The organism is Halostagnicola sp. A56 (assembly GCF_000691505.1).
GTDB lineage: Archaea > Halobacteriota > Halobacteria > Halobacteriales > Natrialbaceae > Halostagnicola.
The window spans coordinates 48,100-70,722 of sequence record NZ_JMIP02000017.1; the positions used below are offsets into that span (position 1 = coordinate 48,100).

Here is a 22,623-nt window from a genome sequence, read left to right on the forward strand (position 1 = left end):
TTTCGATCATCGCGAGCGAAGGAGTCCCGTCGGACCCCGCTTTGCGACGCGACAGCTTTTTGCGTTCGCACTCGAGCATGAGTGGTAATGACTCTCGCCGATCGCATCGCCCGCTTTCGAGCGACGCTCGAGGAGTGGCTCCGGGGACTCTCACACGGACTGTTCTCCCACCCCGCCTACGAGAAGATCGAGAGCGAAGCCGAGGATCTCGAGGACGAGTTCATGCTGTCGTGTTTCCCCGACGCCTTCGGCGTCCCATCGCCGGTCTCGTACTACACGGCCGAACTCCTGCCGTACCTCGAGGACGAGTTCGAAGCGTGGGAGCGACGGCTGTGGGATCGCGGCTCGCTCGTCGAGCGGAAAGGCCGGCAGTATCACTTCTGATGGAGCGATACGTCTTCTTCGGGGGAAAAGGAGGTGTCGGAAAGACCACGGTCTCGGCGGCGTACGCCCACAGGTGCGCGACCGCCGGCCTCGAGACGCTAGTCGTGTCGACGGACCCAGCTCATTCGGTCGGAGACCTCTTCGATCAGGAGTTCGGCGACGAACCCCGGCTGGTCGACGGCGTCGATCAACTCCACGCACTCGAGATCGACCCCCAGGCGGAGGTGTCAGACCATCTCGCGGATGTCAAACGAAACCTCTCCCAGCAGGTTTCGGCGGCCATGGTCAACGCCGTCGACAGACAGATCGAGATGGCCCACGGGACGCCCGGCGCGTACGAGGCGGCGCTGTTCGACCGGTTCGTCGACGTCATGCAAAACAGCGACCCGTTCGACCGTGTCGTCTTCGACACCTCGCCCACCGGCGGGACCCTGCGACTGCTCTCGCTGCCGGACTACCTCGAGGGCTGGATCGACCGACTGATAGCCAAACGCCGCAAGAGCATCGACCTCTTCGAGAAGGCCGCGATCGGGAATCAGGAACCCCGCCGCGTGATGGAGGGCGATCCCGTCCTCGCGCACTTACAGGATCGCAAGGAGTTCTTCGAGGCCGCCGGCGAGATGCTCCGAAACGAGGCGGCGTTTTTCCTCGTGTTCAACCCCGACTCGCTCTCGATTCGGGAGACCGAACGCGCGATCGATGACCTCGCCGAGCAGGGCCTCGAGGTTCGTGGTCTCGTTGCGAACAGGCTCACGCCCGAACCCGACCCGGACGAGGAGGGACGGGGTGCCCGCTATCTCCGCGATCGGGTCGAGACGGAACGCGAACGACTCGAGACGGCCGCTCAAGTGCTCTCGCCGCCGATCGTCGCCGAGATCGAGACGGCGGTCGAGGAGATCAGGGGCGAGAGGCTCGCGCGGGTGGGGAAAGCGCTCGAGATTGACACTACCCCCTCGGCGTGAGCGGCTTTCGAATCGACCGCCCGACCGTTCACGGCGATTTAGCTTCGGTTGGTGTCTGTTCTCGTAGCGGGTCCTTGTGACCGGAAATCCGTTGTTACCATTCCCCATGATTTATGTACATATACAATAACCAGGGTGGTAGATACGTATGGCAGGGGTCATTTGGATCGTGGCACTAGTGTTGGTGACGTTTTCTGTCTCGTACGTCGCGTACGGACGGTATCTCTCGCAGTTCGTGGGGTTAGACGACAGTCGGGAGACGCCGGCACACAAGTACCAAGACGGACAGGAGTACGTGCCGGCGAAGAAGCCGGTGCTACTGGGGCATCACTACTCGAGTATCGCGGGCGGCGCGCCCGTCGTCGGCCCGATCACGGCCGCGCTGGTCTGGGGATGGATCCCGGCCGTGCTGTGGGTCGCTATCGGCAATCCGCTACTGGGGGCGGTCCATGATTTCGTCTCGTTGACGAGCAGCCTTCGACACGAGGGGAAGTCGATCGGCTACATCATCGGCGAGTACGTCGGGGAACGCGGCAAGAACATGTTGCTGTGGTTCGCGTTCCTGTTGACGATCCTCGTCGTGGCGGTGTTCGCGCTCGTCATCGGGGTCGTACTGAACGCGTTCCCATCGGCGGCGACCGCGAGTCTCCTTTACGTGACCCTCGCGTTCGTCTTCGGTGTTTGGCTCTACCAGCTGAACCTCCCGTTCTCGCTCGGGACGGTCGTCTTCGTCGCCGGCGTCTTCGCGTCGGTCTGGATCGGCATCCAGTATCCGCTGGCGATCGTTCCGGCCGCCGAGGGGAGCGCGTATCCCGAGGGCACGACCGTGTTACTCGATTCGGCGTCGTTCTTCCCGGTGTTGCTCGAGAGCGCGAACATCGGTGCGTGGGTGCTCGTGATGCTCCTCTACGGAGCAGCGGCCAGCATCCTTCCGGTGTGGATGCTATTGCAACCGCGGGACTACCTCTCTTCGTTCCTCCTGTACGCGGGGGTCGGCGGGAGCCTGCTCGCGGTCGTCGTCGGAACGTTCATCACGGGGACCAGCGGCGGTGCGGTCAATCCCGAAACCGACGCCCAGATCTCGCTCGAGATCGTGACGGGGGCGTGGTACGGCTTCCTCGGACAGGGTGGTCCGCTCGCAGCAGAGGGGCTCATTCCGATCATGCCGCTGTTTCCCCTGCTGTTCCTGACGATCGCCTGCGGGACGATCAGCGGGTTCCACGCGCTGGTCTCGTCGGGAACGACGGCCAAGCAATTGAACAAGGAGACCGACGCGAAACTGATCGGCTACGGCGGGATGCTCGCCGAGGGCCTGCTGGCGGCGGTCGCGCTCTGTGCGGTGACGATCGTCGCGATTCCGGCCGATGACGGCGGCATCGGCCTCGCGCTGCCTAACTTCGCGACCGGCGGCGGCGCGATCCTCACCACACTCGGGATCCCGTTCGATTACGCCGCGCCGTTCATGGCGCTCGTGCTCGCGAGCTTCCTGCTGACGAGCATGGACACGGCCGTTCGACTGGGCCGATACATGTTAGAGGAGATCGTCGGGACGCCCGAGACGACCGTTGAGGAGTACGCGGCGAACCGCTACGTCAACACGTCGATCATCGGAGTCGTCGCGTTCTTCCTGCTCGCCAGCGGTCGGTGGGAGGACCTCTGGACGCTGTTCGGCGGTGCGAACCAGTTGCTCGCATCGCTGGCGCTTCTGGCCGGAACCGTCTGGCTCGCGAACTGGGACGAGTCCAAACAGTTGCTCTCCACCGGCGGTCCGATGGCGCTGATGGGGTTCATCACGATTATCGGCCTCGGGTGGGTCGGGCTCTACCAGATCCTCGGCGGACGACTGCTCGGCATAACCGCCGACGCGGAGACGGCCCTGCTCGGGCAGGCGTCGGCAGTCGTGCAGCTCGTAATCGTCGCCGTCCTCGTCGGATTGGCGCTGTCGCTGTTCAAGATCGGCTACGACAACATGCAGTCAGCCCGGAGAACAGGCGATGGGGTCGCGGCCGACGTCAGTTCGGACGACGACTGATCGCGACTCGCCGTCACGGTTTTCGATCGCGGAACTCGTTTTTCGCCGACTCGAGCCCGGATGCGTAGACCGCGTGGCCGTTTCATTTCGGTTTCCTCGAGTGACGCGTCGGCGTCGAGGAGTCGGGCTATAGCTGTAGCCGCCGCGAAAGCAGTCCGAGTAACCCTGGGTCGTCCGTCTCGATCGGGTCCCAGAGCCGGAAGGCGCTCGCGACGTCGGCGTTCTCGCTCGCGACCAGATCCTCGTCGGCGGGTGCGACGACCGCGAGATTGATCTCGTAGTGGCCGTGGAAGCCGTACTTCAACAGCGTCCGCCCGTCGAAGCCCGCCACGCGCTCGGAGATTGCGTCGGGGATCGAGGGTGCGACCGCGACGAACGTGAACTCCGTCGAGAAGTGTTCCTCGTCGGGGTCGATCCAGTCGTCGGCCAGCCGCTCGCCGAGGTCGACGAACCGATCGAGCGTTCGATCGTCGACGGCGTCGACGCGCCTGACGAACAGGTGTTCGGTCGACTCGTGCTCGGCGAGCGAGAGCGCGGGGTGGAGGAAGTGCTTCTTGTTCACCAACTGCATTCGGCCGTAGAGCGTGAATCGCTCACCCTCGACGGCGTAGTCTCTCTCGAGGTCGTAGTTGTGAAACAGTCGGTCGCTCACTCGGTCGACGTACTCGTCGTCCCAGTCGGGGACGTCCGCGAGGGCGTCGGCTGTCGACTCGGTCGCGGTATCGCCGGCCGCGGACGTGACCGAATCGGTTTCGTCGGGGGTGTGGGTACCGTCACTCATGTCGGTCACCGGGTCGATCCTCGAGGTGATTGTCGGCCGAGACCGGCCATTTCGGCTCGTGGGTACTCCATGCGCCCCGATGGCACGACACGTGCAAAAGTCCGTCGACACCGTCGCCGACCGCGACCCTCGCGTGTCGACAGGACTTAAGCCCCGTGCGATCCTATCGCAAACGATAGATCATGGCTACGGACCGCGAAGCGTGCGGCCGCTGTTCGATGTCGGTAGCGGTCGACGTCGCGAACGGTGATCGGGCGGACGACGAGCGGGCCGAGCGCGAACCGTACGGGCAGAACCATATCGAAGTCGACGAACGTGAGTTGAAGGTCCTGTCGCCGGACGGCTGGATTGCCGGCCTCTCGAGTCAGTTAAACGACGCGGCCCAGCGCGCGATCTGGCGCCGGTAACGGCTTCTACGGACAGCGAGTCACACGCCTCGAGTCTCTCGACGAGGCGATCGAACGGTTTCGACGGCTGTGGAACGATCAGTTCGTCGTCGTGACTTCGATGACGTCTCGAGGCTCGACCTCGTAGTCTTTGCCCAACTGGCGGTTCGTCCGGCAATCCGTCGCGTAGAGGAAGCCGTCGCCGATGTCCGAGTGGAGACTGTAGGCAAAGTCCTCGGCGGTCGAGTCGGGATCGATCAGGTAACAGTCGGGCAACACTTCGCCGCGTTCGTTGCCGAGCCCGTTCGCGCCGCCGGGGAAGACCGGAATCACGCCGAGCACGTCGAACAGCGCCGTCTCGAGGGCGGCCTGGACGCCCGTCGCGCCGTACTCGGAGAGAAAGTCCCGGATCTGTTCTAAGCCGTCCTCCTGCGATCCGGACACGTCGCCCGTAATTTCGAAGTCTTCGTCGCCCGGTCGGTAGTCGACGACGCCGGCTTTGTCGGCGGATTTGAGCGCCTTCTCGGCGTGGGCGCTGCAAGGAACGATCGTCAGGTGCTCGTAGTCGGGATCCGCCGTGATCTCCTCGTAGTTTTCCTGCGCCTCGGGCGTGTCCATCTTGTTCGCCGCGATCACCATCGGCTTGGTCTCCTTGCGGATCTCGCGGGCCAACTCGAGTTCGTCCTCGTCGTCCCACTCCTCGGGGTCGAAACCGACGTCGACTCGCCGAATGAGGCGTTTGATCTCGTCTTCGTTGGTCTTGAACGCGCTCATCTGCTCGGCGAGTTCCTCCTCGATGGCGTCGTCTTCAGTCGTGTAACCGGAGGCGTAGCGCTCGATGCCCTTCTCCAAAATGCCGAGATACCACTGGTCGAGTTCCTCCTCTAAGAAGGCGATGTCGTCGCGGGGGTCGTGGCCTTCGGTGGGTTCTCCCTCGAGGTCGGTTTCGCCCGAGAAGTCGACGACGTGGACGAGCACGTCGGTCTCGTTGAGATCGGTGAGGAACTGATTGCCCAGTCCCGCGCCCTCGTGTGCGCCGGGGATCAGCCCGGCGACGTCGACGAGTTTGGTCGGGACGAAGCGGGTGCCGTGGTCGCAGTACCCAACCGACGGCGTACACGCCTCGTCGAACTCGGGCGCTGCACACTCGACGCGGGCGTAGGCCTCGCCCACGCTGGGATCGATGGTCGTGAACGGGTAGGCCCCTTCGGGCACGTCGTTCATCGTCGCGGCGTTGAAAAAGGAGGACTTGCCGACGGAGGGTTTGCCGACGAGTCCGATTCGATAACTCATTGCCCGTTGTGGGCAGGCGGCACCTAAACGGGTTTCTGTCCGTCGTCGTCGTGCGACGCTACGGCGTACCACAGCACTCGTGTGGCGGTCCGACCGCCGTAACCACTAGTGGAATAATTTTTACCATAATGGGTTATGCAGAAGAACTAATTAGTATTCCTTCACATATTCGTGTGCAACATGTTCGGTTTCGAAACCGATGGTGTGAGAGTGGCGATCGTTCGAAAAACAGCGAATCAAGGAATATCGACGACACTTTGTCGATCTCTACTGGGAGACGAAGACGCGAGGAGAAACCCGGTTTCACGACTCGGCCGGCGACGGAGAGTTCGTGTCAGTCTGTCGGCGAGCTAAGTCGGTACGGGGGGACTATGAACACTCTGAAACAGCAACAGCCGGAGCGAACCGACACGCAGTATCGCGGAGAAGATACCACTCGAGTCGGTCGAGAAACCGCCTATCAGGCGCTGAGCAACAAACGACGCCGGTTTATCGTACACTACCTACTCCGAGAGCGAACGCCAGTTTCGCTTCGTACGCTCTCGAAACAGGTGGCTGCCTGGGAGAACGCGATACCACCGTCCCAGGTCACGTCCAAACAGCGAAAGCGCACGTACACGGCGCTCCACCAGGCGCATCTACCGAAACTCGACAAGATGGGGATCATCGAGTACGACACTCGAGAGATGGTCGCACACCCGACGGCAAAACTCGAGACGCTGCAGGTCTACATCGACGTCGTTCCCGAAAACGACGTCCCCTGGAGCGTCTTCTACATCGGCATCGCGTTCGTGTTCGGTGCGAGTGCCACCCTCGGGTGGCTCGGACTCCTGCCGTTCGACCTCTTTCCTGGCCACCTCTGGGCGCTGGTCGGTTCCCTGACCGTCGCTGCGATGGGTGCCGTTCACGTCTACCGCGATCGGCAACACGAGTTCGCGATCGAGGCGCCGCCGCCGGAGGTCGAACGGTCGGACTCCCGGTGAGGAGTTCGTCCGCTCAATCGATTTTCTGTAGTATACGACGCTTACGAACAGTATAGGGAGACTGTAGCCTGACAGACGCTGTTTGTTGCCGCCGCAAACACACCCTGTCACGGATATACTGTGTATACAAAAGTATAGCACATCCCTTGTCACAGCCAGAATGTCAGCAGACGACACTACTAACGGACATATCACGTCGAACCGGCGCGTGGACGCGAGATCTGCGTGCGAGAACGAACTGACACACACGGGCGAACCGCCCCAGTGGCGGCCGGATTGGGGAGTCGCCTCGCCTATCGCTCGCGCGAGTGGAACCGATCGATCGCAGACCGTAACCTGGGGGTGAGCGGCATGAGTCTCACAGACAAACGTCGGCGGGATTCCCAGCAGATGGCTCGAGAAGAACGAGCGCAAATCGATCGCGAGGTCGCATATCAAGCCTTGAGCAATCGTCGCCGGCGCTTTACGGTCCACTATCTGATGCAACAGTGGGAGCCGGTCTCGCTCCGAACGTTGTCCGAACAGATCGCGGCGTGGGAAAACGGTATCCCGCGCGCACAAATCACGTCGAAACAGCGAAAGCGCACGTACACGGCGCTTCATCAGGCACATTTACCGAAACTCGACAAGATGGAGATCATCGAGTACGACACACACGAGATGGTCGCCCACCCCACGGAGAAACTGGGGACGCTTCGGATCTACATGGATGTCGTCCCCGAGGACGAGATTCCCTGGAGCGTCTTTTACACGGGCATCGCGATCAGCTTCGGAGCGGGCTCCGCTCTCGGATGGCTCGGACTCCCGCCGTTCGCCGCCATCTCGGGGGACGTCTGGGCGGTGCTCACCGCGGCGATAATCGCCGTCATCGGCGCGGTCAACATCTATCGCAACCGCCAGAACCGACTCGGCATGGAGGGGCCGCCGCCGGAAGTCGCCCACATCGAATCGTCCTGAGGCCCCATCCGCTACGGCCTGTAGATTCCCCCGCGTTTGCTCGAGAACGGCTGGCGCTGTGCGTGCAATCGGATTTGTTGTGTATGTAAGCGACTGGTTGTCCGTGGCCTCGTTCGGAACTGGCCTGAGCGGTCCATGCCGTTCGACCGCGGCTATCGGTGTTTGGCTGACCCCCTCTAATTCGGTGGCGTAGAGGATCTATACGGGCAGTATACGACTATTGTCCGATCGTATAGCCTCTTTGTCCAAAACACAGCACGTGTATACAAAAGGCCGTCTCACCCCTCGTCGCTACTGCGTGAAAACGCAGTTGAGAGACAAATGAAGAAAGATATCGAACTGACGCGACGCAAAGTTCTCGCAAGTACGGCACTGGTCGGCGCGGCGGGCGCAACCGCTGGCGCGGGTACTTGGGCGTTCTTCAGCGACGAAGAAACGGCCGAAGACAACACGATCTCCGCGGGGACGATCGACCTCGACGTGAACGCGGGCGACGGCTTTTCCTACACTTGGGGGAACGCCGCACCGGGAGAGTCCTACAGCGATGTCCAGCTACCGTTCAGTAACACCGGCTCGATCGACGCGGAGGAACTCGTGATCGAGACCACCGTCGAGGGCGACACCGACCTCGCGGAGTACATCGACCTCGAGTTCGAGTACTCCAACGGTGACGCACCCGCCTCGCAGACGCTCGCTGATCTCGCTGCCGGTGAAGTCACGTTGGGCGGAATCGACGCTGGCGGAAGCACTACCCTGACGATCGGTGCGACGTTCGCTAGCGACGCGGGCAACGACCTGCAGGGTGCGTCGATCGACATCGATCACACGTTTACGCTCCGTCAGGTCGCCGGTCAGGACGAGTAATCGCCCATCACCGTTTTTCACACTATGACAGACAACTCACGGACGGTATTGACGCGGCGACGGGCGTTGGCCGGTGTCGCGGGTATCGGTCTCGCCTCCGCCGGCGCGGGCGCGGGAACGCTTGCGTACTTCAGCGACAGCGAGCACTCGACCGGGAATGCGATCGAAGCGGGAACGATGGAGCTGTCGGTCTCGAACGGCTACACGTATGAGTACTCGTTCAGAGACGTCGCGCCCGGCGACGAACGCGCGCTGTTGCAGGTCGCCGACGGCGAGTGGGCCGACAGGGACCTCGAGTTCGACGGCGACGCGGTCAACACCGGCAGCGTCGACGCCGACTGTCTCGCCGTCTACATCGAACACGAGACGACGCCCGGCGAGGGCAGCGACGCCTCGAGCATGGAAGAGCACCTCGAGATAGCGACGCTCAACTGGGAAGGGTCCGAGTACGTCGCCGACTACGAGGTGCTTTCCGAAAGCGACGCAAACCCGCCCAGCGACTTCGATTTCACGGTCGACGGCGAAGACTTCTTCGATGTCTTCGACGAAGGCGATTCGATGACCGCCGCCGATCTCGCAGGGCAGGAGCTTCGATTCCATCCCGCACCGCGAACGAACGGCGATCCGGCCAACGACGGACGGACATTCGGGTACACGTTCAGGGTTAGCGAGGAGATGGGCAACGAGTATCAGGGTGCGGAGCTGACGACGGACATTCACTTCGCGCTCCTTCAGGACGAGAGCCAGACGTTCGACGGGACGGTCTCGTAACACCACGATGAGTTCGGGGATCAGCAAACGGCGGGCGCTACGCGTCGCAGGAGCGGCATTTCTGGTCGCGCTGGTGGTTCCCTTTCTCGTCTTCGCGGTGCCGGCCGTCGCCGGTGCCGACGCGAGCTACGTCGTCCTCTCGAACAGTATGAGTCCGAGTATCGAAGCGGGCGACGTCGTGATCGTTCAGGATCGCGATCCGGCGAGCATCGAAACGGGAGACGTGCTCACGTTCGACGCGGCCGATCCCGGCGAGTACGGTGCCGACGACGGCACGAGCGTCGTGACACACCGCGTCGTCGACGTCGAGCGAACCGACGGCGGTCACGAGTTCGTGACGCAGGGCGACGCCAACAACGCGCCGGACGGCTCCCCGGTCGAGGAGGACCAGATCGTCGGGGTCGTGGCCTTCTCGATCCCTTACATCGGGCGCGTCATTTCGTTTGCGGGCACGCGGGCCGGCATCGCGCTCCTGATCGTGGTACCGTGTACGCTTCTGGTCGTCAACGAACTGTACGAACTCCTCTTCGAGGACGAACGAGCGGACCGATGACCGGCTCGATCGGGACAGTATCGAAACTCGCCGTCCTCTCGATCACCGTGTTAGTGCTCGTAAGTTCGACTGGCTTTTCGGGCGCGTACTTCAGCGATCAGGCCTCGAGCGACGGTGGCCAGATCTCGGCTGCAGACCCGAAGCCGACGCGAGGCGACCTGCAGTTCACCCCACGATCGCTTTCGACCTCGAATCAGGGGACGACGACGATCCATCTCGAGCAGCCGGCCGGTTCGACGATCGACCCCGAGACGATCGTCGTGACGGTCGACGGCCAGTCCGTGGACGCTCCCGTCAGAACCTGTAATCCGAAGAAGTGCTTGCTCGAACCGACGGCACAGGCCGTCGCCGACGCCGGTGGGGCGGGCGAACCGACCCTCGAGGTAACCGCGACGCTCGAGAACGGGTCCGAACTCGAAGCGTCTACGCCCGTTCGGATCTTCGAACCGGGCGGGGGAACTACCGGACACGGCCCGTCCCGCGATCAGGGCGACTCGGATGAGCAAGGCAACAGCTCGGACGAGCAGGGCGGCGACTCGGACGCTGAAACGGTCGAGCGTGCTGTACCGGGTCCTGACGAGGGTGAATCGAATCCCGATTCGACCGAGCGGTCGAGTAACGACTCGAACGAATCCGTGAGCGAACGGCCGGGCGGAGAAAACGGGATCGGCGATTCGATCACCAGTGCAAACGAGTCGGGGTGGCCAGGCGCCGATACCGAAGACGACATCGTAGACGAGGAGTCGGGGACCGAACCGACGCCGAACGCGACTTCGACGGACGAGCGCACAGCCGATCGAATCGAGACTGAGGAAACCAATAGCGACGAATCTGCCACCAATTCGTCCGATCGTGACGAGACTGCGTCGGACGGGGAATCGCTCGGCACGTCTGACACCAACCACGCCGGAACTGACAGCGACGCCGGAACTGACAGCGCCACCAAAGTCGACGATACCGAAGTCGACGATACCGACGACGCGCGATTGGACACCGAAACGACGGCCACGAGCGAAGCCGAGAGCGACGACCGGTCGTCGCGACGCAGCGACGTGAGCTGACGCGGCGGCAGCAAATACGTCAATAGGAACAGTATTGACAGTTGAATGGTGTCGTTGTAGTGGCTATTGATACTGTGTAACATGGTGCGGTCGACGACCAGCTAGGGTGGGACGGACACGGGGCGAACGAACCGCAGGGGACTCACCGTGAGCGCGGGCATCTACTCGATACGCTTGCGGATCCCGCCGACCGTCTCCGGGTATCGACGACCGTCGTTCAATAGTCGACACACAACACTATGACTACCAGATCGACGACTGACGGGAGCGACGTGACGATTCGAACGGCGACACCGGCCGATGGGGCGGCGATCGGTGACCTCTTCGCGAATAGTCCAGACGAGGGCGCAGTCAGCTTCGCGCCGCGGTTTTCACACGATCCGTACCGGGCGTACGCCGGACTCAGGCCGGAATCGACCGGCTTCGTGGCCGAAACGACCGCGGACCACATCGTCGGGGTCGGATTCGTCTCGCTCACTGAAGCTCGGTTCGGCGGCGAACTGCGACCGACCGCGCTGTTGAACGCGCTCGCGGTCCACCCCGACTATCGCGGTCGGGGACTGGCGAAACGGCTCGTCGAACGCCGGCTCGAGCACGCTCGAGGACGCCTCGGTGAGGACTGCGTCGCGTTTGCGAACATCCAGCACGGCAATGACCCCTCGCGAGCAGTCGCGTCGTCGTGGGCCGATTCGCTCGCCTGGGAGTACGTCATGTACCCTGCGGAGCCGCTCGATTCGGCGCCCGACTCGCTCGAGTACGACGTTCACGATGCCAGTCCCGACGAGCGGTCGGCCGCAGTCGATCGATCGAACGAGTTCTACGCTGACACTGATCTTTACCGGCCGTACTCGCCGGCTGAACTCGGCGACCGGCTCGCGGAGTCGCCGATAGACGAGCCGCTCCATCGCTATCTCGTCGCGACGGTAAACGGCGAGGTCGTGGCCGGCGTCTTCGTCTCCGAGATGCACAAACTGATGCGACTCGTCCTCGAGTCGCTACCGCCTGCACTCGAGGACGCAGAGTCCCTTCCGAGCGCGATCCCCGAGAGCGAGGAGCTTCGAATGACGATGCTCTCGGATCTCTGGTACGCGCCCGGCCACGAAGCCGCGGCTCGGGTGATATGGCAAATCGTGCGCGCCGACTCCGAGGGGGCAAACCGAATCATGCTGAACTACGACCCAGTAGGGCGACTGGCGGACGCCCTCGCGCTGACTCCCGACGACGGCGTGATGGAACTGTCGGTTGCGGTGACGGGGGCGGACATCCAGAGCGACGAGATCGCGCCGGTCTTCTAGACCGGGTTCGTTTTTCTCCCCGATTGAGTCGGGGTATCAGGGGTTACAGACCGTGACGGTTAGCGATTCGTCCAGCCGAACGCGGATCGCCTCGCCGTCGGGAACCGGAATCGTGTACTCGAGTACGGCGGGATCCGTCTCGACGGTGCGAGACGGCCAGTCGGGGGGTTTCGACAGTGCGACCCAGGTCTGATCGGTGACGTCGCGGCCCCGTTCGTACATCACGGCGATGACGTGCGGATCGGTCGCGACGACGATCGCCGGAAAGCTCATCAGCGACCGCTGGCAGACATCACACGAGACCGCGAAGAACTCCTCAGTAGTTCGGCCACACTCCGGACAAACGCCGTTCTCTCCCGGATCGTGCGCTGGGCACGTCTCGAGCGTGTGGGTCGTCGTCGTCCCGCTACACTCCGGACAGATACCCGCCGCGAACAGCCGGTGTACCTGCATTCCCATGCGAAACGCGGTTCGAAACGCCTCGAGCGGTTCGCGGTTTCGAATCCCGGTGGGGGAGACCTCGAAGCCCGCAAGCGTCCCCGCCGGGAGCGACTCGTCCTGTGCGAACGCCCCCACGCAGTCCAGACAGTGGATGAACAGCCAGTCGTCCTCGAGGGTGATCGCAGATGTTCCGCCGCAGTACGGGCACGGTTCGTCGATGGTGACGGTGTCGAACCCGCCCCGGTCGGTGATATCGCCCGCCCTGATGGCTCGAACGACCTGTACGCCAGCCTGCCTGATTCGATACCCGCCGTCAACCCGGCTGATGAACTCGGCGTCCCGGAGCTTTCGCAAGTGGTAGTCGAAGTTCCCCGCGTCGCGGTCGAACGCCTCGGCGTGGTAGTCGTCGACCCGGTCTGCGAGTTCGGAGTACGAAACCGGATCCGCGGCGAACGAATCCGCCGTCTGGGCGTCCTCGAGAGCAACGAGTGCGATGAGTCTGACGTCGTGGCTCAACACTCGAAAGGCGTCGTCGGGAAACGACGAAGCTGGGTCCATAACTCGCTCACGGGCGCATATTAGTTGAAATTGCGGGAATATGCTACGAGATGGTGGTTACACCACTATGTTATACTTAGATCCTCGTCTCCCGTCGAGATTTCCGACCGACGCTATCGGGGTTTCCAACTGACTCGCCGTTCGCACAGTACGATCGGCGAGCGGGCGATCAGTGACCGCCGACCGCATTCAAGCGCCAGGCGACGACCCCGATCACGACGAGCCCGAGAACGAGAAGGATGCCCCAGAGGATTCCGGCGCCGTCGGGTGCGAAGAGACTGATCATCCCGCTCGTTTGCATCATCGCCAGGACGATCGCGAGCATGAGAACGATCGAAACGGTGGCGATGCCGGCCGAGTCGCGGATGATCGTCTTTCCCTCGCGTTCGGCCGTCTGCTCGTCTCGAGTCGGTTTCTCCGCCGGATCCCGATCTGGGTCTGACATACGCGGTCTAGCGCCGATCCACGTGAAACGGTTCTACCTGCAGTTTCAGGCCGCCGGTTGCAGGCGGTGCGTCGCCGACGATTCGCTCCGGTTTCGCCGCCTGCTGTGACGCCCGCGACTCGCTCCCTGCGAATCGACGGAGTCTATTTACTTCCGGTCGGGGTGACGTTTCGGTATGAGTTCACGCGGAGACGGAGGATACGCGTTCGCGCTCTGTCTCACCCACGACATCGATCGCGTCTACAAGACGCCACAGAACTACCTCTTCGATAGTCTCTCACAGCGAGACCCGCGTCACCTCGCCGGGTTGGTGTCCGCCAAGAACCCCTACTGGCAGTTCGAACGAATCATGGCCCTCGAGTCGATGCTCGGGGTCAGGTCGGCGTTTTACGTCCTCGACGAACGTCGCCTCGCGGATCGACCCAAGCGCGAGTGGGCGACGCTCTCGGGGTGGAGTCGCTACTCCGGTCGCTACGACGTCACCGATCCGCAACTGGCGGCGACGCTCGAGAGCCTCGAGAACGGCGGCTGGGAGGTCGGGTTACAGGGGTCGTTTACCTCTCCACGAGACCCAGCCCGGCTTCGGTACGAGAAAGAACGCATCGAGGACGCGACGGGTCGACCCGTTCGCGGGAACCGCCAACATTACCTGAACCTCGCCCGCCCCGAGACCTGGGACCACCACCGCGAAATCGGGCTCGACTACGACGCCTCGCTGGCCGACCCGCACAGCCTCGACTTTCAGTACGGCCACGAACTGCGCCGACCCTTCGACGACGAGTTCGTCGTCTTCCCGTGGACGATTATGGACCAGACGACCATGGAATCGGCCGGGACGATGTCGGGGATCAGGGACAACTGCGAGCGGATCCTCAAGGAGGTGTGCAACGAAACCGGCGTCCTCGTGCTCGATTGGCACCAGCGAACGTTCTACGACCCCGATTTCCCCGGCTGGGGCGGCACCTACCGCTGGCTGATCGAGCGCGCCCTCGAGATGGGTGCGTGGGTCGGGCCGCCGCGGACGTTCTACGACGCGACGAGTCAGCCCGACGGGACCGTTGTGGAGACCCTCGAGACGCTTTCGGCCCGCGAGAGAGCCGAATCCGACGCACACACCGACCCGACCGGATACCGGGATCGAGCCCCCGACTCGAACGGGCACCGCGGTCGTACCGCCGGCGAGACACCGCTCCAGACCCGTTCCTCGGAGTCTCCCACCAACGCGGGTGATTTACCGGACCGATGACTGCGACACGAGAACGGCTGGATGTCGATCGCGCGCCGGAGACCGATTCGGCGACGGAAACCGACCCAGCCATGGCGATCGACTCACTGACTGAATCAGAGCCCGAAACGGGCCCTCGCCGGGTTTGTCTCCTCGCCGATCCCTACCTCGAGCGCTGGCAGATCCGCGCACTCGAGCGGGCGGTCGAGCGGACGGATATAGAGATCCCGCTCGTGCTGGTGGCCGCCCCCGCCGACCCCGGTGTCGATCCCGACGCGGCAGCGTCGGCGATCAACGGCGGCTTCGGCGTGGACACGATCCGACTGGGGGCGTCGCTGCTCGCCCGAGAGCGGGCCTGGTCGCTGGTCGTCGCCGAGCGGAAACTCGCGGAGCTGTTCGGAGCCGAATCGCATCCGCTCGAGCATCGCCAACGGGTCGGGACGATCGACTGCCTCGAATCGTCGACGATTCGCCGCGTTCGCCCGATCGAAGACGGCGACTGGAACGAACTCCCCGAATCGGCGGTCGAGGCCGCTACACAGCAGTGTGACGTCGTCGTCAGGTTCGGCTTCGGGCTGGTTCGCGGCGACATCCTTACCGCGACCGAACACGGCGTCTTGAGCTTCCACCCGGCGGACATCAGACGATATCGGGGACTCGGACCGCCGAAGGCGTTCGTCGACGACCGCTCGAGCATCGGCGCGACGCTGCAGCGACTCACCGACGAGATCGACGGCGGCGAGATCGTTGCGGAGGATTGGATCGACATCGACGACTGTGCGACCCTGTGGGAGGTCTACGATCGGGTGCACGAACTCGAGATCGAACTGCTCGCGACCGGGATCGAATCGCTCCGCGAGCCGGCGTTCGAACCGACCGTGCCCGACTCGCTCGGGCCGTACTACTCGACGAAATCGCGGCGCGAGGCCGGGTTCGCAGTGCGTACGCTGGCGAAGAACGTTCGCGGGCGCTGGGGTCGCCGTTGACGGATCGGGCGCGGCCTGCTCGAGCCCGGACCACCATAGCAGAACGGATTTACGTTCCCGAGGCGTTTGCCCGGATATGGATTACGAATCGAGTCTCGACCGCGCGATGGAGAACGTCCCCGACATCGGGGGCGACGAAGAACGGTTGCAGATTCCCGACGCCCAGCCGCAGAAAGACGGCGCGTTCACCCGGTTTACCAACCTCGGGGAGATCGCGGACGTGCTCTCTCGAGAGACCGAGCACCTCCACCGGTTCGTCCAGCGCGAACTGGGGACCAGCGGGAAACTCGAGGAGGGTCGAGCCCGGTACAACGGATCGTTCTCCCAGACGGACTTCGACGCCGTCGTCGACGCCTACGTCGAGGAGTACGTCCTCTGTTCGGAGTGTGGCCTGCCGGACACCCGTCTGGTCCGCGAGGATCGCACGCCGATGCTGCGCTGTGACGCCTGCGGTGCGTTCCGACCGGTCACCAAGCGCTCTGCGGGCGGCCAGCAACAACAACAGCGCGAGGCCGTCGAGGAAGGACAGACCTACACCGTCGAGATCACCGGCACGGGCCGCAAGGGCGACGGCGTCGCGGAGAAGGGCAAGTACACGATCTTCGTCCCCGGCGCGGACGAGGGCGACGTGGTCGACATCTACATCAAGAACATCTCGGGCAACCTCGCGTTCGCCCGGCGCGACTAGTTCGGGTTCGAATTTTCGGAGCCGGTCCGTTGTATTTCTGCGGCGGGTCGTTTCGCAGGACCGTTCTCGAGTTCGTGACAGTTGACGGTGACTCGAGCGTGAGTTCGCGATCGGGAGTGATAGTGATCGGGAGCCAGTAGTGGTCGAGAGCGACTCGAGCGACGCAGCGACCCGGCGAATCAGCGACGCAGCGAATCAGCGACGCAGCGTGACTCGACCGATCTCTCTACTCGACCGATCTCTCTGAAAGCCCCCGACTCGTTCGGTCGGGGGCCTCGCTGCTTCTCGTCGCTTCGCTCCTGCGGTGCTTGCGTCGTCCGCCGTCCCGAACGAGTCGACCCCTTTCGATCCCACCCGGACCGGGCCTCCCCCTCCCCAGCCTCGGCGCTCACTCCGCTCGCGCCGTCCCTCGCACGAGTCGACCGTGCTGGCTCACCGCGTTCGCCAGCACCGTCCGCGCGCGCCAGTCGTTCGATCGGGTATCAATCGATCCGACGCGGGTACCTCCGGCCCGACTCGCAGAGCTTCCGGCAACGTGTCGGTCCGACTTGCGGGAACTTCCGGTTCGACTTGTGGGAACTTCCGGTTCGACTTCGGGAAACGTGTCGGTCCGACTCGAGGAACCGTCGGCCGACCGCGAAACTAAAGTCAGCTTGCGCCAGTTACACACGCGTGGGAGTAACGTTCGATCTGTTCGGCACGCTCGTGACCGTGTCCCGACCCGACGATCCGGCCGAGGCCGTCGCCGCAGAACTCACGGAGCGGGGCGTCGACGTGCCGTCAGACTGGTCCGACGCCTACGCGGAGATGCACATCGACGCACCCGACGGCGCGGAGATCCCGCTCCCGGCCCACGTCGCTCGAGCGCTCGACAGCCGCGGCGTCGACTGTCCGGCCAACGCCGCGCGACGGGCCGTCGTCGCCGCGTTCGACCCCGAGGTCGAGAGCAGAGACGGCGCTCGAGCGGCCATCGAGGCGGCTCGAGAACACGGACCGGGACCGGTCGGGATCTGCTCGAACTGCAGCGTGCCCGAACTCGTCGGCCGAACGCTGGTCCGAGCGGACGTGAGCCGCGACGATTTCGACGCCGTCGTGACCAGCGTCGGCTGCGGCTGGCGAAAACCCGCCCCCGAGATATTCGAGGTGGCCGCGGATCGACTTGGCGCCGCGCCGTCCGACCTCGTCCACGTCGGCGACGACCCGGCGACCGACGCCGGCGTCGAAGCCGTCGGCGGCACCGCACTCGTTCTCGGGGACGGCGAATCCGGGGGCGAGTCCCTCGAGACGCTTCCTCGACGATTCAAGGGAGGGGGGCTGTGGGAGTGAGCCGCGTCGGAGTTCCGTCTCGGAAGCAGGAGGCGTTTCGATGCTCGTAACTGCGCTGGCCGTCCTCGCGCTGGCGTTCTCACTCGATCTGGCGGTCGGGGAGCCGCCGAACCGAGTCCACCCCGTGGCGTGGTTCGGTCGGCTCGCCGGAGCGTTCGACCGGGATTGGGGCGGCGACGAGCGACGACAGCGCCGAATCGGTGTCGCCGTCGCGGCGGTCTTGCCGCTCTGGCTCGCCGCCGTCGCCGTCGCGGCGGTCTTCGCGGCGACGCTCGTCGCGCCGGTACTCGGCGCGCTAACCGCCGCGCTCGTCCTCTACTGTTCGACCAGCCTGCGACTCCTCTTGGGACTGAGCGGGTCGGTAATCGCAGCGACGGAAACCGACCTCGAGCGGGCCCGCGAACGGCTTCGGGGGCTCGCCGGCCGCGACGCCGCCGATCTGTCCCCAGCGCACATCCGGAGCGCGGCCGTCGAGAGCGCCGCGGAGAACCTCTCGGACGGCTTCGTCGCCGCGGCGATTCCGTTCGCGGTGCTCGCGCCCGTCTCGTTGCCGGCGGCAGCGGGCGTCGCGGCCTGGGTCAAGGGCGTCAACACGCTCGATTCGATGCTCGGCTACCGGTCGAAACCCATCGGCACGGCGAGCGCCCGCCTCGACGATCTCGTGATGTGGATCCCGGCGCGACTGACGGCGGTCTGTCTCGCGATCGCGGCGGCCGACCTAGGCGCGCTCTCTCGCGCCCGACGATGGGCTCGAGTGCCGTCGTCGCCGAACTCGGGCTGGCCGATGGCGACGCTCGCCTGTGCCCGTTCGATCCGGCTCGAGAAACCGGGTGCGTACGTCCTCGACGATCGGCCCGGCGTGGCGCTCCCCACTGTTCGAGACGGTGAGCGGGCGCTCGCAACCGTCCGGATCGGCGCCGTCGTCGCTGTCCTGACCGCCGCCACACTCGCCATCGTGATCGCCGTCGCGCTCGCCACCGTCCGGAGCGGCGCCATCGTCGCCATCGGCAGCGTCGTCGGTTTCTCGAGTGCGGAGCCAGTGATGCTCGAGCGACTTGCTTCATCGTCACTCGATCTCGCGGGAACTCGAAGCAATTACCTTCCTTCAGAGAAGGGTTGGATATAATGGATTTATTACCTTCCGCGCTTCGGGGCGCGCTCGGCTTTCTCACCCGACTCCCGATTTCTCAGGAGACGGACGATTGGGAGGCGTTTCTCTCGAGTCCGTGGACCTTCCCGCTCGTCGGCTACCTCGTCGGCTGGCTCGTCGCGATTCCCGTCCTGTTGACTGACTACCTTCCCGCGGCGACGGTCGCACTCGCCTATCCGCTCGCGGTGTACGCGGTGACCGGCATCCACCACCTCGACGGCGTCGCGGACCTCGGTGACGCACTGGTGGTCCACGGCGACCTCGAGAAACGCCGGGCCGTCCTCTCCGATACGACGACGGGCGTGGGGGCGATCCTCGCAGTGTCGGTCGTCGTTGCTGGCCTCGCCTTCGGCGCGCTCGCGCTCGCAGATCTCCGGGCGATCGACGCGGTCGGTATCGTCCTCGTCGCAGAGATCGCGACTAAACTCGGTCTGGCGGCGATGGCCACGCTGGGAAGCACGGAGCACGAGGGGATGGGCAAGTCGCTGACCGACGCGGTCTCTCCGCTCGGCTTCGTCGTTCCCCTCCTGATCGCCGTCGCCGTGATCGGGCTCACGTGGCCCACACAGACCGCGGCCGTCACCGCCGTCGGTGCGCTCCTCGGCACCGCGTTCGCGTGGGCGCTCGCGGGGCGCTACCTCGGCGGCATCAGCGGCGACATTTTCGGCGCGGCCAACGAGATCGGACGCGTCGCGGGCGTCCACGCGGGGGTGATCGCGTGGATGCTCTTGTGATGTGTGGCGGGCGGGGCACTCGTTTCGAGGGCTCTACCGAGAAACCGCTGTATCCGATCGACGGTGTGGCGATGATCGACCGCGTCAGGCACGCGCTCGAGGCGAGTCGGGTCGAGTCGATCTACGCCGCGGTCTCACCGAACGCGACCGAAACGGCGACCCACCTCGAGACGACCGACGGCGTCACCCCGATCGAAACCGCCGGCGACGGCTACGTCGCGGATCTCGTCGCCGCGCTCGAGCGACCCGAACTCGAGCCCCCGCTGGTGACCGTCGGCGCGGACCTCCCCGCGCTCTGTGCCCCCGTTCTGGATCGGATCGTCCACCAGCACGGCGAGGCCGACGCGTCGCGGACGGTCTGCGTTCCCGCGGCGCTGAAGCGGCGACTCGGCGTGCGGATCGAGTCCCGCCTCGAGTCGAAGCCCCACCTGGTGCCGACGGGGGTCAACGTCGTCGGCACGACCGACCAAGATATGACACACGTAAGTTACGATCCGCGACTGGCGGTCAACGTGAATCGACTGGAAGACGCGCCGATCGCGTCGGACATCGCCTCAGGCGCTCGATCGGACCCCGACGATCCAGGAGGGATGTCGTGCGCGTAGTCCTCGCCGCTGGCGGCACCGAGACGGCGCTGATCGACGGGATCAGCGCGGCGGGTGCGACCCCGGAACTGATGGCGCACACGCCGCCCGCGGACGCCGAAATCGTCGCCTACGGCGAACCGATCGCAGCGCCGGTGACGCCCGTCAGCCCGAGCGGGTGTCCGACGCCCGCGGCCATCACCCGGGCGGTTCGGGAAGTCGTCGGTTTCGACCTCACCGTCCTCGACGCGGGGCTTCCCGAGGAAACGGCGGCACCGACGGTCTCGCTCGATGCGGCCCCCGGAGCCGACATCAGGTCGGCGGTGGCCGTCCCCGACGCGGCGGCGATCTACGACCGCGCTCGCGAGTTCGGCGCGAGCCTCCCCGACGACGAGATCCTGGTCGGCGAAACCATCCCCGGCGGGACGACGACCGCGCTCGGAGTCCTGACCGCGCTCGGCGAACCCGCCGATGTCTCCTCGTCGCTACCGACCAACCCGCTCGAGCGAAAGCGAGCCGTCGTCGACGAGGCACTCGCCGCGAGCGACCTCGCGGCCGGCGACTGCGCCGACGAACCGCTCGAGGCGATTCGGCGGATGGGCGATCCCGTGCAGGCCGCGGCGATGGGCGTCGCGACGGGCGCGCTCGAGGCTGGCCTCGAGGTGACGCTCGCCGGCGGCACGCAGATGGCGACCGTCGCCGCCCTCCTGCGCCGATCGGGCGTCGACGCCGACTTCCCGATCGCGACCACGTCGTTCGTCGCCGACGAACGGGGCGGCTCGCTCGGGGAGACCTGCTTTCGTCTGAACTGCGAGTTGACCGTCACCGATCCCGGATTCGACGGGGCGGATCACGTCGCGATGGAGCGATACTGCGCCGGCGAGGCAAAAGAGGGTGTTGCGATGGGCGGGGCGCTCTCGCTGGTTCCGGACGGCGAGCTACCGGCAGTCAGAGACCGCCTCGTCACCGTCTGCGATCGGCTCGGGATCGAAGCGAGCGGCGGCGACGAGGTCATCCCTGAAACGGACGACGAACCGACCCATGGATCCTGATTCCGTTCTCGAGGGCGTGCGAGTTCCGCATGGCGGCGAGACCGATCGAGCGGTGCTCGACTTCTCGGCGAACACGAACCCGTTCGTCCCCGACGGCGTCGAGGAGGTGTACGCGAACGCCTTCTCGGACGCGCGTCGGTATCCCAACGACGACTACCCCGAGTTTCGGGCGGCGGCCGCCGTGTACGTCGACTGCAACCGCGAGCACGTCGTCCCCACGCCGGGCGGTCTCGCGGCGATTCGACTCGCGATGGAGACCGCCCTCGAGCCGGGCGACAGGGCGCTCGTTCCGTATCCCAGTTTCGGCGAGTACGCCCGCGAGGTCGCACTACAGGGAGCGAACCCCCTTTTCGTAGCCCACGAGTCGATGCTCGAGGCGACGACGAATCTGCTCGAGTCCTGTTCGCTCGCCGTGGTCTGTACGCCGAACAACCCCACGGGCGAGGCCGCGGACGTGAACGACCTCGAGCGGTTCGCGAACCGCTGTGGGGACGCAGGAACGACGCTTTTGATCGACGAAGCCTTCCTCGGGTTTACCGACGTGCCCTCCGCCGCGAGCAGTTCCTGGGGCCCTCGCTCCAGCGATCACGTTATCGTCGCCCGATCGCTCACCAAACTCTTCGGACTGCCGGGCCTGCGCGCCGGGTTCGCCGTCGCGTCGGGCGATCGGCGCGGCCGGCTCGAGACCGCCCGCCGATCCTGGTGTCTCGGAACCCCCGCCGCTCGAGTCGGCGCGTACTGTCTCGAGCAGGATTCGTTCGTCGAGACGACCCGCGAGCGCGTCGACCGCGAGCGCGACCGAATGTGCGCGGCGCTCGAGACGCGATTCGACGTCTTCCCGTCCGACGCCCCGTACCTGCTCTGTGAGGCTGGTGACGAGGACGTTTCAGAGATTATCGAGACCGCGAGCGAGCGCGGCGTCGCGATCAGGGACGCGCGGACGTTTCGCTCGCTCGAGTCGCACTTCCGGGTCGCCGTGAAGGACAGGGAACGCAACGACCGGGCGCTCGAGGCCCTCGGCATCGAACGCTCGAGCGTCGAGGAGTCAGGTGTCGAGCCAGATATCGAACAGTCGGACGGCGAACCGACGGGGGACGAGTGAGCGGCGGTGG

24 protein-coding genes are annotated in these 22,623 nt (G+C 64.9%); 20 read left to right on the top strand and 4 right to left on the bottom strand.

What is annotated here, in order from left to right; genetic code table 11:
• Positions 1-87: 87 nt before the first annotated feature.
• The 3 genes from EL22_RS07395 to EL22_RS07405 all read left to right on the top strand — a co-directional run bounded on the left by EL22_RS07395 (position 88) and on the right by EL22_RS07405 (position 3,378).
• Positions 88-384 (top strand): hypothetical protein, encoded by a 297-nt coding sequence (locus EL22_RS07395; protein ID WP_050050901.1) that lies wholly within the window; start codon positions 88-90, stop codon positions 382-384.
• Positions 384-1,346 carry a TRC40/GET3/ArsA family transport-energizing ATPase gene (locus tag EL22_RS07400; protein WP_050050902.1) on the top strand — a complete coding sequence of 321 codons (963 nt, stop codon included), beginning with the start codon at positions 384-386 and terminating at the stop codon, positions 1,344-1,346. The genes EL22_RS07395 and EL22_RS07400 overlap by 1 nt, the downstream gene beginning before the upstream one ends.
• Before the next feature lie 148 nt (positions 1,347-1,494).
• Entirely contained in the window at positions 1,495-3,378 is a 1,884-nt protein-coding gene (locus EL22_RS07405) for a carbon starvation protein A (RefSeq protein WP_050050903.1), read from the top strand.
• Between the two features lie 127 nt (positions 3,379-3,505).
• On the opposite strand, the gene EL22_RS07410 is transcribed toward EL22_RS07405, so the two are convergent.
• Entirely contained in the window at positions 3,506-4,159 is a 654-nt protein-coding gene (locus EL22_RS07410) for a hypothetical protein (protein ID WP_050050904.1), read from the bottom strand.
• A 182-nt stretch (positions 4,160-4,341) separates the two neighbouring features.
• On the opposite strand from EL22_RS07410, the gene EL22_RS07415 reads away from it, so the two are divergent.
• Positions 4,342-4,566, top strand: a complete 225-nt coding sequence (locus EL22_RS07415) for a hypothetical protein (protein ID WP_050050905.1) — start codon at positions 4,342-4,344, stop codon at positions 4,564-4,566.
• Positions 4,567-4,644: 78 nt separating this feature from the next.
• Here EL22_RS07415 and EL22_RS07420 read toward each other — a convergent pair whose 3' ends face one another.
• The gene (locus EL22_RS07420; protein WP_050050906.1) at positions 4,645-5,838 is read right to left on the bottom strand and encodes a redox-regulated ATPase YchF; all 1,194 of its coding nucleotides are present in this window, start codon (positions 5,836-5,838) and stop codon (positions 4,645-4,647) included.
• A 371-nt stretch (positions 5,839-6,209) separates the two neighbouring features.
• Here EL22_RS07420 and EL22_RS07425 point away from each other — a divergent pair, with 371 nt between their 5' ends.
• The 7 genes from EL22_RS07425 (at position 6,210) to EL22_RS07455 (ending at position 12,322) form a co-directional block, all read left to right on the top strand.
• Positions 6,210-6,821, top strand: a complete 612-nt coding sequence (locus EL22_RS07425; protein ID WP_050050907.1) for a hypothetical protein — start codon at positions 6,210-6,212, stop codon at positions 6,819-6,821.
• Between the two features lie 225 nt (positions 6,822-7,046).
• Positions 7,047-7,778 (top strand): hypothetical protein, encoded by a 732-nt coding sequence (locus EL22_RS07430; protein ID WP_156184073.1) that lies wholly within the window; start codon positions 7,047-7,049, stop codon positions 7,776-7,778.
• Between the two features lie 321 nt (positions 7,779-8,099).
• On the top strand, positions 8,100-8,642 hold the full coding sequence (locus tag EL22_RS07435) for a TasA family protein (protein ID WP_050050909.1): 543 nt from the start codon (positions 8,100-8,102) through the stop codon (positions 8,640-8,642).
• 24 nt (positions 8,643-8,666) lie between these two features.
• A complete protein-coding gene (locus EL22_RS07440) occupies positions 8,667-9,413 on the top strand; it encodes a TasA family protein (RefSeq protein WP_050050910.1) in 747 nt (248 codons plus the stop codon).
• 7 nt (positions 9,414-9,420) lie between these two features.
• Entirely contained in the window at positions 9,421-9,966 is a 546-nt protein-coding gene (locus EL22_RS07445) for a signal peptidase I (RefSeq protein ID WP_050050911.1), read from the top strand.
• Positions 9,963-11,027 carry a hypothetical protein gene (locus EL22_RS07450; protein WP_050050912.1) on the top strand — a complete coding sequence of 355 codons (1,065 nt, stop codon included), beginning with the start codon at positions 9,963-9,965 and terminating at the stop codon, positions 11,025-11,027. The genes EL22_RS07445 and EL22_RS07450 overlap by 4 nt, the downstream gene beginning before the upstream one ends.
• 239 nt (positions 11,028-11,266) lie before the next feature.
• Positions 11,267-12,322 carry a GNAT family N-acetyltransferase gene (locus tag EL22_RS07455; RefSeq protein WP_050050913.1) on the top strand — a complete coding sequence of 352 codons (1,056 nt, stop codon included), beginning with the start codon at positions 11,267-11,269 and terminating at the stop codon, positions 12,320-12,322.
• A 36-nt stretch (positions 12,323-12,358) separates the two neighbouring features.
• Here EL22_RS07455 and EL22_RS07460 read toward each other — a convergent pair whose 3' ends face one another.
• On the bottom strand, positions 12,359-13,321 hold the full coding sequence (locus EL22_RS07460; protein WP_050050914.1) for a helix-turn-helix domain-containing protein: 963 nt from the start codon (positions 13,319-13,321) through the stop codon (positions 12,359-12,361).
• A gap of 169 nt (positions 13,322-13,490) precedes the next feature.
• Positions 13,491-13,766 (bottom strand): hypothetical protein, encoded by a 276-nt coding sequence (locus EL22_RS07465; RefSeq protein ID WP_050050915.1) that lies wholly within the window; start codon positions 13,764-13,766, stop codon positions 13,491-13,493.
• A gap of 175 nt (positions 13,767-13,941) precedes the next feature.
• On the opposite strand from EL22_RS07465, the gene EL22_RS07470 reads away from it, so the two are divergent.
• From EL22_RS07470 to EL22_RS07515, 9 genes are all read left to right on the top strand, one after another.
• On the top strand, positions 13,942-15,012 hold the full coding sequence (locus EL22_RS07470; protein WP_082146707.1) for a polysaccharide deacetylase family protein: 1,071 nt from the start codon (positions 13,942-13,944) through the stop codon (positions 15,010-15,012).
• Positions 15,009-15,977, top strand: coding sequence for a formyltransferase family protein (locus tag EL22_RS07475; RefSeq protein ID WP_231587905.1), 969 nt, complete (start codon positions 15,009-15,011; stop codon positions 15,975-15,977). The genes EL22_RS07470 and EL22_RS07475 overlap by 4 nt, the downstream gene beginning before the upstream one ends.
• A gap of 76 nt (positions 15,978-16,053) precedes the next feature.
• A complete protein-coding gene (locus EL22_RS07480) occupies positions 16,054-16,665 on the top strand; it encodes a translation initiation factor IF-2 subunit beta (RefSeq protein WP_050050916.1) in 612 nt (203 codons plus the stop codon).
• A 672-nt stretch (positions 16,666-17,337) separates the two neighbouring features.
• Positions 17,338-17,991 (top strand): HAD family hydrolase, encoded by a 654-nt coding sequence (locus tag EL22_RS07490; RefSeq protein WP_050050918.1) that lies wholly within the window; start codon positions 17,338-17,340, stop codon positions 17,989-17,991.
• 40 nt (positions 17,992-18,031) lie between these two features.
• Positions 18,032-19,117, top strand: a complete 1,086-nt coding sequence (cbiB, locus tag EL22_RS07495; RefSeq protein ID WP_082146708.1) for an adenosylcobinamide-phosphate synthase CbiB — start codon at positions 18,032-18,034, stop codon at positions 19,115-19,117.
• Complete coding sequence (cobS, locus tag EL22_RS07500) at positions 19,117-19,875, top strand: adenosylcobinamide-GDP ribazoletransferase (RefSeq protein WP_050050919.1); 759 nt, start codon at positions 19,117-19,119, stop codon at positions 19,873-19,875. Before cbiB ends, cobS begins: the two co-directional genes overlap by 1 nt.
• Entirely contained in the window at positions 19,875-20,480 is a 606-nt protein-coding gene (locus EL22_RS07505) for an NTP transferase domain-containing protein (protein WP_050050920.1), read from the top strand. The genes cobS and EL22_RS07505 overlap by 1 nt, the downstream gene beginning before the upstream one ends.
• Positions 20,471-21,511 carry a nicotinate-nucleotide--dimethylbenzimidazole phosphoribosyltransferase gene (locus EL22_RS07510; RefSeq protein ID WP_050050921.1) on the top strand — a complete coding sequence of 347 codons (1,041 nt, stop codon included), beginning with the start codon at positions 20,471-20,473 and terminating at the stop codon, positions 21,509-21,511. Before EL22_RS07505 ends, EL22_RS07510 begins: the two co-directional genes overlap by 10 nt.
• Positions 21,501-22,613: an aminotransferase class I/II-fold pyridoxal phosphate-dependent enzyme gene (locus tag EL22_RS07515; protein WP_050050922.1), complete on the top strand. Its 1,113-nt coding sequence runs from the start codon at positions 21,501-21,503 to the stop codon at positions 22,611-22,613. The genes EL22_RS07510 and EL22_RS07515 overlap by 11 nt, the downstream gene beginning before the upstream one ends.
• Positions 22,614-22,623 lie beyond the last annotated feature (10 nt).

Excerpts from the sequence above, each read along its gene's own strand:
- cbiB (WP_082146708.1), top strand. The coding sequence starts at position 18,032 with ATGCTCGTAACTGCGCTGGCCGTCCTCGCGCTGGCGTTCTCACTCGAT.
- EL22_RS07505 (WP_050050920.1), top strand. The coding sequence starts at position 19,875 with ATGTGTGGCGGGCGGGGCACTCGTTTCGAGGGCTCTACCGAGAAACCG.
- EL22_RS07435 (WP_050050909.1), top strand. The coding sequence starts at position 8,100 with ATGAAGAAAGATATCGAACTGACGCGACGCAAAGTTCTCGCAAGTACG.
- EL22_RS07440 (WP_050050910.1), top strand. The coding sequence starts at position 8,667 with ATGACAGACAACTCACGGACGGTATTGACGCGGCGACGGGCGTTGGCC.
- EL22_RS07395 (WP_050050901.1), top strand. The coding sequence starts at position 88 with ATGACTCTCGCCGATCGCATCGCCCGCTTTCGAGCGACGCTCGAGGAG.
- EL22_RS07410 (WP_050050904.1), bottom strand. The coding sequence starts at position 4,159 with ATGAGTGACGGTACCCACACCCCCGACGAAACCGATTCGGTCACGTCC.
- EL22_RS07480 (WP_050050916.1), top strand. The coding sequence starts at position 16,054 with ATGGATTACGAATCGAGTCTCGACCGCGCGATGGAGAACGTCCCCGAC.
- EL22_RS07405 (WP_050050903.1), top strand. The coding sequence starts at position 1,495 with ATGGCAGGGGTCATTTGGATCGTGGCACTAGTGTTGGTGACGTTTTCT.
- EL22_RS07415 (WP_050050905.1), top strand. The coding sequence starts at position 4,342 with ATGGCTACGGACCGCGAAGCGTGCGGCCGCTGTTCGATGTCGGTAGCG.
- EL22_RS07470 (WP_082146707.1), top strand. The coding sequence starts at position 13,942 with ATGAGTTCACGCGGAGACGGAGGATACGCGTTCGCGCTCTGTCTCACC.
- EL22_RS07460 (WP_050050914.1), bottom strand. The coding sequence starts at position 13,321 with ATGGACCCAGCTTCGTCGTTTCCCGACGACGCCTTTCGAGTGTTGAGC.
- EL22_RS07455 (WP_050050913.1), top strand. The coding sequence starts at position 11,267 with ATGACTACCAGATCGACGACTGACGGGAGCGACGTGACGATTCGAACG.
- EL22_RS07450 (WP_050050912.1), top strand. The coding sequence starts at position 9,963 with ATGACCGGCTCGATCGGGACAGTATCGAAACTCGCCGTCCTCTCGATC.
- EL22_RS07420 (WP_050050906.1), bottom strand. The coding sequence starts at position 5,838 with ATGAGTTATCGAATCGGACTCGTCGGCAAACCCTCCGTCGGCAAGTCC.
- EL22_RS07475 (WP_231587905.1), top strand. The coding sequence starts at position 15,009 with ATGACTGCGACACGAGAACGGCTGGATGTCGATCGCGCGCCGGAGACC.
- EL22_RS07515 (WP_050050922.1), top strand. The coding sequence starts at position 21,501 with ATGGATCCTGATTCCGTTCTCGAGGGCGTGCGAGTTCCGCATGGCGGC.
- EL22_RS07445 (WP_050050911.1), top strand. The coding sequence starts at position 9,421 with ATGAGTTCGGGGATCAGCAAACGGCGGGCGCTACGCGTCGCAGGAGCG.
- EL22_RS07425 (WP_050050907.1), top strand. The coding sequence starts at position 6,210 with ATGAACACTCTGAAACAGCAACAGCCGGAGCGAACCGACACGCAGTAT.
- EL22_RS07465 (WP_050050915.1), bottom strand. The coding sequence starts at position 13,766 with ATGTCAGACCCAGATCGGGATCCGGCGGAGAAACCGACTCGAGACGAG.
- EL22_RS07400 (WP_050050902.1), top strand. The coding sequence starts at position 384 with ATGGAGCGATACGTCTTCTTCGGGGGAAAAGGAGGTGTCGGAAAGACC.
- cobS (WP_050050919.1), top strand. The coding sequence starts at position 19,117 with ATGGATTTATTACCTTCCGCGCTTCGGGGCGCGCTCGGCTTTCTCACC.